Raw genomic sequence first — 6402 nt, forward strand, 5'->3', positions numbered from 1 at the left:
CGTATCCCGACCCCGATGTCAGCCTGATCGTCACCCACCTCGGCGCAGCGAAGGGCAAGGCCTTCGCCGACGGGCTCAAGGCGGCCGGCGCGACCGTCGTGCCCGCGGCGAAGCTCAAGGGTGAGCGTGACCGCATCGCCTTCGTGCGCGACGAGTTCCGGCGCCACGGCGGCCGCTGCGACGAGGCCACGGCATCCGCCCTGCTCGCGGCGGTGGGCAACGACCTGCGCGAGATCGCCGCCGCGTGCTCCCAGCTGCTGGCCGACACCGACGGCAAAATCAGCGCGGCGGTCGTCGCGAAGTACTACAGGGGACGCGCCGAGGCCAGCGGCTTCACGGTGGCCGACGCCGCGATGGTCGGCGACGTGCCGGGCGCGCTCGAGGCGCTGCGCTGGGCGCTGCACGTGGGTGTCGACCCGGTGCCGATCGCCGACGCCATCGCCGATGGTGTGCGGACCGTCGCGCGGGTCGCCTCGGCCGGTCGCGGCAACCCTTATTCGCTGGCCGCCTCACTGGGCATGCCGGCCTGGAAGATCCAGAAGGCGCAGGAGCGCGCCCGCGGCTGGAGCCCGGAGGGGCTGGCCGCGGCGATGCGCGTCGCGGCCGACTGCAACGCGGCGGTCAAAGGCGGGGCCGAGGATCGCGGCTGGGCCCTCGAACAGGCAGTGGTGCAGGTCGCCGCGGCCCGGCGGGGAGCCGCGCGGTGAGCCGGATGATCAGGTCCCGGCGGGCGCCCATCGAGCGCGATCTCCCGCTGTACGCGCGGATGCTCGGTCTGCGACACCTCACGCCGAGCGGTTTCCTCTGCTTCGTGTTCCTCGAGGGCGCCGTCGCGCTCGGCGTCCTGCTCGCGCTGGCCGAGCTGGTGAGCTGGTGGGGCGTGCTGGTCCTGCCGATCACGGTGGCGGCGATGGTTAAGCTCAACGACCTGATCGCCGGTGCGCTGATGCGGCCGGCGGTGGCGGTGCCGGCTGCGGGCGGATATCGGTCATCGCCGGTGCGGCCGGCCGTGGGCGAGTTCGCCGTGGGGGAGCGTGCGCTGGGTCGCGCGCGTACCGTCGATCTGCGCAATCCGGACGGCGGGACGCCCGCCGCCGACATCGAGCTGCGCATGCAGCAGGCTCGGCAGTCGGCCGCCCGCCGCTACGAATAAGCGTCTTGTCGCGGCCGCTACTGTTCCGGTGTGGACAGTGTGCGGGCGCTCTTTCCCGGCGCTCGCGTCGAGGTCGGCGAGACGCTGGTCGGCAGCCTGCGATCGCGGGTCAGGCGGATCGTCGTCGACGGGCGGTCGCTGATCGCCAAGGAATATCTGAGCGGGGACGGCGACGGCTGGGCGCGGGAACGCGCCGCGCTCTCCATCCTCCCGGACGGTGCGCCGGCACCCCGGCTGGTCGCGACCTCCGCGTCGCCGCCGATCGTGGTGATGACCGACATCGGCATCGGGCCCAGTGTGGCGACGGCCCTGCTGGGTGCCGATCCCGTGGTGGCGGCCGGTGCGCTCGAGTCGTGGGCCACGTCGCTGGGCCGGCTGCATCGGCAGACCCGCGGGTCGCGGGCGGCGTTCCGCGGCGTACTGGGTGCGCGTTTTCCCGAGTCGCGGGTGCCGGAGGACCTGGCCGAGGCGGTGGACGGCTTCGACCGCCACTGCGCCCAGCTCGGCGTCGACCTTCCCGGCCCGGCCATGGCCGAGCTGCTCGGGCTGGCCGATCGGCTGAGCGGCGACGGGCCCGCCGCCGCGTTGACCCCGGCGGACGCGTGCCCGGACAACAACGTCCGCACCCAGGACGGGCTGGTGCTCATCGACTTCGAGGGCGGCCAGTGGCGGCACGTCGCCTGGGACCTCTGCTACTTGGCGGTGCCGTGGCCGTCCTGTTGGTGCGCGTGGCGCCTGCCGGAGGACGTGGTCGACGGCGCGCTGCGGGCGTACCGGTCGGCGGCGCGCAGCGAGTGGGCCGACTCGGCGGACTTCGGCACCGACGTCGCCGTCGCCACGGTCGGGTGGAGCTACATGTCCGTGTCGTGGTTCATGAAGCGCGCGCTGGACGGTGACGCGACACTGACCATCGCACCGGGGAAGACGTCACCGCCGCGCCGCGCGACGATCCTGCACCGGCTGGATGTGGTCCGCCGGACGGATGCCGGAACGCCGGCGCTGGCCGAGCTGGCCGACCGCCTGCACGACGAGCTGGCCGGCCGGTGGGGCGACTGCCCTATGCCGCTGGCACCGGCCTTCCGCTGAGGGTGCCGCAGACGACCGAAACCCCTCGCACCAGGCCGTGTGGCCGATGCGAGGGGTGAAGTCTGAGGTGCGGTCAGGCAGACAGCGAGCCGACGCGCTTGGCGATCGCCGACTTGCGGTTGGCAGCCTGGTTCTTGTGGATGACGCCCTTGCTGACCGCCTTGTCGAGCTGACGAGAGGCGGTGCGCAGCAGCGTGGTCGCCGTCTCGGCGTCGCCGGCTGCGCTGGCCTCGTGCAGCTTGCGGATCACCGTCTTCAGAGACGACTTGACCGACTTGTTGCGCAGCCGGGCCTTCTCGTTCTGCCGGTTGCGCTTGATCTGGGACTTGATGTTCGCCACGCGACAGCCTTGTCCTGACTAGTGTGCGGATGATGTCTCTCGGTGGTGACGCCACGTCTCCATCGATGGGCGGCGCGTCACCACACGCGAAGAACCACACTACCAGCACCCCATAGGGGCCTCCAAAACGCCCGCCTACCGGCCTCCGCGATGAAGTCACGAGGTGATTTGCGAGGTGGACCATCCGCGGCGGGCGGCCAGCCACGTCAGGGCCTGGGTGCCGCTGAACCTGTGGTGCTGACTCGCGTGCGGGGATGCCGTGCCCGGGTCACCCGCGGCTCTGACCAGCCAATATCCGCTCATCGCGGCCAGGGCGCCATCGACCCCGCCGTCCGGCGGCTCCCAGGCGTCGAGCAGGCGGTCGGCGTCGGCGCCGCCGGCCCAGGCGGTGACCAGCAACGTCACCGTGTCGAACCAAGGGGCGCCCAGACAGGGCCAGGTCCAGTCGCAGAGCCAGGCCGAGCCGGTGTCGTCGATCAGCACATTGTCGATGCGCAGATCGCCGTGCAGCATCCCGGCGCCCGCGGCCAGGCCCGGGAGGCGCTGCTCCAGGGTGGCCAGCTCGTCCAGGTGTGACAGTGCCCACGGCGGGACCGGCGGCGCGGGCACCCTGCCTGCGGCGATCTCGGACCACCAGGACAGCTCGTCGCGGATCAGGTCGGGGAGCCTCGGCAGGCCGGCCGCCAGGAGGGCGGCCGGCGGGCGGGACAGTGCGGTCGCCGCCGCCCGCCAGGTGACCAGCGTCGACTCGAGATCCGGGTGCGACCAGGGAAGATCCGGCACCCGGCCGGCGACCGCCTCCAGGCACAGCACGAAGTGGCCCGACTCCTCGAGGGTCCATAGCGGGCGGGCGGCGCGCACCCCGGCCGGCAGCTCCGACGTGATGAACGCTTCCCGCGCGTAGGCCGAAGCGGTGTTGCCGAACGGGGCCACCTTGACGAACGCGCGCGCGCCGGATGCGGTCTCCAGCAAACCGGCGTAGGCGCTGGTGAAGCCGCCTCCGGCGGCGGTCGCCCTGGCGAGCGGCGCGTCGAGCCGGCCGACGATCGCGGTGCGCACGGCCGCGGGCAGATCGGACCAGTCCGGGCGTACGGCGGTCGCGCCGTAGCGGATCTCGGGCAGCGATACCGGACGCATGACCCCATCCTGCCGTCGACGAGTTTTGTCGTACCCCGGTGGCACGATCCTCGGCATGAGAACCGACGACTTCTGGGCGGTCATCGCCCGCGCGACCGCCGACCGGCCCGGCTCGCCCGCGGTGGTGGCCGAGCGCGCCGTGGCCGAGCTTGCCGGGCGTGACGAGCAGGAGATCGTGGCGTGGGGGCGACATCTCGACAAGGTGATGGCCGCGTCGAGCCGGGAGGATCTGTGGGCGGCGGCCTATCTGATCAACGGCGGGTGTTCCGAGGAGGGGTTCGACGCCTTCCGTGGCTGGCTGATCGCGCACGGGCGCGAGGTGGTGGCGCGGTCGGTGAAGGAGCCGGATTCGCTGGCCGAGATGCCGGCCGTGCGGGGTGCCGCCGCGAGCGGCGCGGTGTTCGAGGCGGGCGAGGTGCTGGCCATCGCGCAGGAGGCCCATCGGCAGGCCACCGGCTCCGAGCTGCCGCCGTCCGACGTGCCGGTGAAACGGCTCGACCCGGCCGAGCTGTGGGATTTCGACGACGAGGACGAGATGGGCAAGCGGCTGCCGCGGCTGGCCGCGCTGTTCCTGGAGCCGCCGGAGTGAGCGGCCGGCGAACGGCACGCCCAAAACGGGTGGCGGCGGGCCGGGAGAATCCTCGGTATGAGCGACGGATCGGTGGCCTCGGTCAACCAGGTGGAGAAGTACTCGTTCAGTAAGCCGGCGCGGGACGAGATCGTCCTGGAGGCGGGGCTCGGAGTGCGGGGGGACGTGCACGCGGGGGTGACCGTCCGGCATCGCAGCCGGGTGCGGGCCGACCCGAGTCAGCCGAACCTGCGGCAGGTCCACCTGATCCAGGCCGAGTTGTTCGGCGAGGTGGGTGAGCACGGGTTCGCCGTGACGCCGGGCGATCTGGGGGAGAACGTCACGACCCGCGGGGTCGATCTTCTCGGGCTGCCGCGGGGTGCCGTGCTGCGGTTCGGCCCACCGCCTGCGGCCGGCGATGGGCAGCCGGCCGAGGCCGGGTCGGCGCGGGACGTCATCGCGGCGGCTCGGCGGGTGGAGCTCACTGAGGCGTTCGAGCTCGCGGTGCTGGCGCTCGAGGCAGCCGTCGAGCGGGAGGCCTGGTCCGATCCGCGGCCGGCCGTGGTGATCACCGGGTTGCGGAACCCGTGCGGGCAGATCGACGGATTCCGGTCCGGGCTGCTCAAGGAGGTTGCCTACAAGGACGGGGATGGGCGGTTCGTGCGCAAGGCGGGCGTGATGGGCGTGGTGTTGCGCGGCGGCGCGGTGCGGCCGGGCGACCCGTTCACCGTCGAGATGCCACCGCTGCCGCACCAGGCGCTCGACCGGGTTTGACCTGATCCACGCGACCGCCGGGCCGAGCCGTGGCAGACCGCCGGGCCCAGCCTCGCGAGCGCCGGCCATCGGCGAGCCGGCGCGGCCGCGAGACGGGGGCGGCCCGGTGAGGGCGGCGGGCGTGGGACGATAGGAACGGCCGGGTGGCGCCCGGCGTGCCCTTGGATTGTTGACGAACGACCAGAACGGACGACCGTGCCCGACCCCGGCGTGAACATCATCGGAGCGACCGACCCCGGTCGCATCCGCAACTTCTGCATCATCGCGCACATCGACCACGGCAAGTCCACGCTGGCCGACCGCATGCTGCAGATCACCGGGGTGGTCGATCCGCGGCAGATGCGGGCGCAGTACCTGGACCGGATGGACATCGAGCGCGAGCGCGGCATCACCATCAAGTCGCAGGCCGTCCGCATGCCCTGGGTGATCCGGGAGGGCGACGGCAAGGGCGACTCGGCCGTGCTCAACATGATCGACACGCCGGGACACGTGGACTTCACCTACGAGGTGTCGCGCAGCCTGGCGGCCTGCGAGGGAGCCGTGCTGCTGGTCGACGCGGCGCAGGGGATCGAGGCGCAGACCCTCGCGAACCTGTACCTCGCGATGGAGAACGACCTGCACGTCATCCCCGTGCTCAACAAGATCGACCTGCCGGCCGCCCAGCCGGAGAAGTATGCCGAGGAGCTCGCCAAGCTGATCGGCGTCGAGCCGTCCGACGTGCTCCGCGTGTCCGGCAAGACCGGTCAGGGCGTCGGCCACCTGCTCGATGAGATCGTGCGCCAGTTCAACCCGCCGGTCGGCGACGCCACCGGCCCGGCCCGGGCGATGATCTTCGATTCGGTGTACGACGTGTATCGCGGCGTCGTCACCTACGTCCGGGTCATCGACGGCCGCATCGAGGCTCGCGACAAGATCAAGATGATGTCCACCGGAGCCGTGCACGAGCTGCTCGAGATCGGCGTCGTCTCGCCCGAGATGGAGAAGGCCGGCGCGCTCGGCGTCGGCGAGGTGGGTTACCTGATCACGGGCGTCAAGGACGTGCGCCAGTCCCGCGTCGGCGACACCGTGACCGGCAACAACCGCCCGGCCAAGCAGGCCCTGGGCGGTTATTCGGACCCCAAGCCGATGGTCTACTCCGGCCTGTATCCGATCGACGGCTCGGACTATCCGGCGCTGCGCGACGCCCTGGACAAGCTCCAGCTCAACGACGCGTCCCTGACCTACGAGCCGGAGACCTCGCTGGCGCTCGGCTTCGGCTTCCGTTGCGGCTTCCTCGGCCTGCTGCACCTGGAGATCATCGGTGAGCGGCTCGAACGCGAGTTCAACCTCGACCTGATCTCGACC

Annotated in this window: 8 protein-coding genes; 6 read left to right on the plus strand and 2 right to left on the minus strand. The window is 72.0% G+C overall.

The window, feature by feature from the left end:
* The 3 genes from holA to AB0M20_RS16175 all read left to right on the plus strand — a co-directional run.
* The coding region (gene holA, locus AB0M20_RS16165; RefSeq protein WP_364298740.1) for a DNA polymerase III subunit delta at positions 1-707 on the plus strand (707 nt) is incomplete at its 5' end.
* Positions 708-712: 5 nt separating this feature from the next.
* Entirely contained in the window at positions 713-1153 is a 441-nt protein-coding gene (locus AB0M20_RS16170) for a hypothetical protein (protein WP_364298742.1), read from the plus strand.
* A 30-nt stretch (positions 1154-1183) separates the two neighbouring features.
* Positions 1184-2239, plus strand: coding sequence for a hypothetical protein (locus tag AB0M20_RS16175; protein WP_364298744.1), 1056 nt, complete (start codon positions 1184-1186; stop codon positions 2237-2239).
* 73 nt (positions 2240-2312) lie between these two features.
* On the opposite strand, the gene rpsT is transcribed toward AB0M20_RS16175, so the two are convergent.
* Entirely contained in the window at positions 2313-2579 is a 267-nt protein-coding gene (gene rpsT, locus AB0M20_RS16180; protein ID WP_364298746.1) for a 30S ribosomal protein S20, read from the minus strand.
* 156 nt (positions 2580-2735) lie between these two features.
* On the minus strand, positions 2736-3716 hold the full coding sequence (locus AB0M20_RS16185; RefSeq protein WP_364298748.1) for a phosphotransferase: 981 nt from the start codon (positions 3714-3716) through the stop codon (positions 2736-2738).
* A gap of 55 nt (positions 3717-3771) precedes the next feature.
* Here AB0M20_RS16185 and AB0M20_RS16190 point away from each other — a divergent pair, with 55 nt between their 5' ends.
* The 3 genes from AB0M20_RS16190 to lepA all read left to right on the plus strand — a co-directional run.
* A complete protein-coding gene (locus AB0M20_RS16190) occupies positions 3772-4305 on the plus strand; it encodes a DUF4240 domain-containing protein (protein ID WP_364298750.1) in 534 nt (177 codons plus the stop codon).
* A 57-nt stretch (positions 4306-4362) separates the two neighbouring features.
* Complete coding sequence (locus tag AB0M20_RS16195; protein WP_364298752.1) at positions 4363-5058, plus strand: transcription elongation factor; 696 nt, start codon at positions 4363-4365, stop codon at positions 5056-5058.
* A 195-nt stretch (positions 5059-5253) separates the two neighbouring features.
* A partial coding sequence (gene lepA, locus AB0M20_RS16200) for a translation elongation factor 4 (RefSeq protein ID WP_364298754.1) occupies positions 5254-6402 on the plus strand: 1149 nt, incomplete at its 3' end.

Source organism: Actinoplanes sp. NPDC051633 (genome assembly GCF_040681735.1).
Lineage (GTDB): Bacteria > Actinomycetota > Actinomycetes > Mycobacteriales > Micromonosporaceae > Actinoplanes.